Raw genomic sequence first — 328 nt, forward strand, 5'->3', positions numbered from 1 at the left:
AGTGGCAGAATAGAGCCTTCTTTTTCAGAACCGTTACAAATAACTGACTGAAATCCTGATTTTTTTAATAATTCAGCAATCGGTTCAAGCGGTTTTACGACATCAAGAAAAAACTCTGACAGATAGAGTCTGCTTGTTCTGCCGTACCAGGGATTTTTCCAGGCAGGAAGGGTCATTCCGCCGATATATATACCTCCAATAATAATAGATTTTGCATCCGGTAAAGTCAGTTTCGGGTCTGACCGTCTGGAATGAGTTATTTTATAACCTGAGAAAGGAGATGCTTCGGCAAAACCCAACGCATCAATCCCTATTGAATCGGCAAGAC

Annotated in this window: 1 protein-coding gene; it reads right to left on the reverse strand. The window is 41.2% G+C overall.

The window, feature by feature from the left end; translation table 11 throughout:
- On the reverse strand, positions 1–328 hold a 328-nt coding region (locus tag ACYQ2M_RS25415), incomplete at both ends, for a hypothetical protein (protein ID WP_459919192.1).

The sequence above is a fragment of the Desulfocicer niacini genome, from assembly GCF_054657595.1.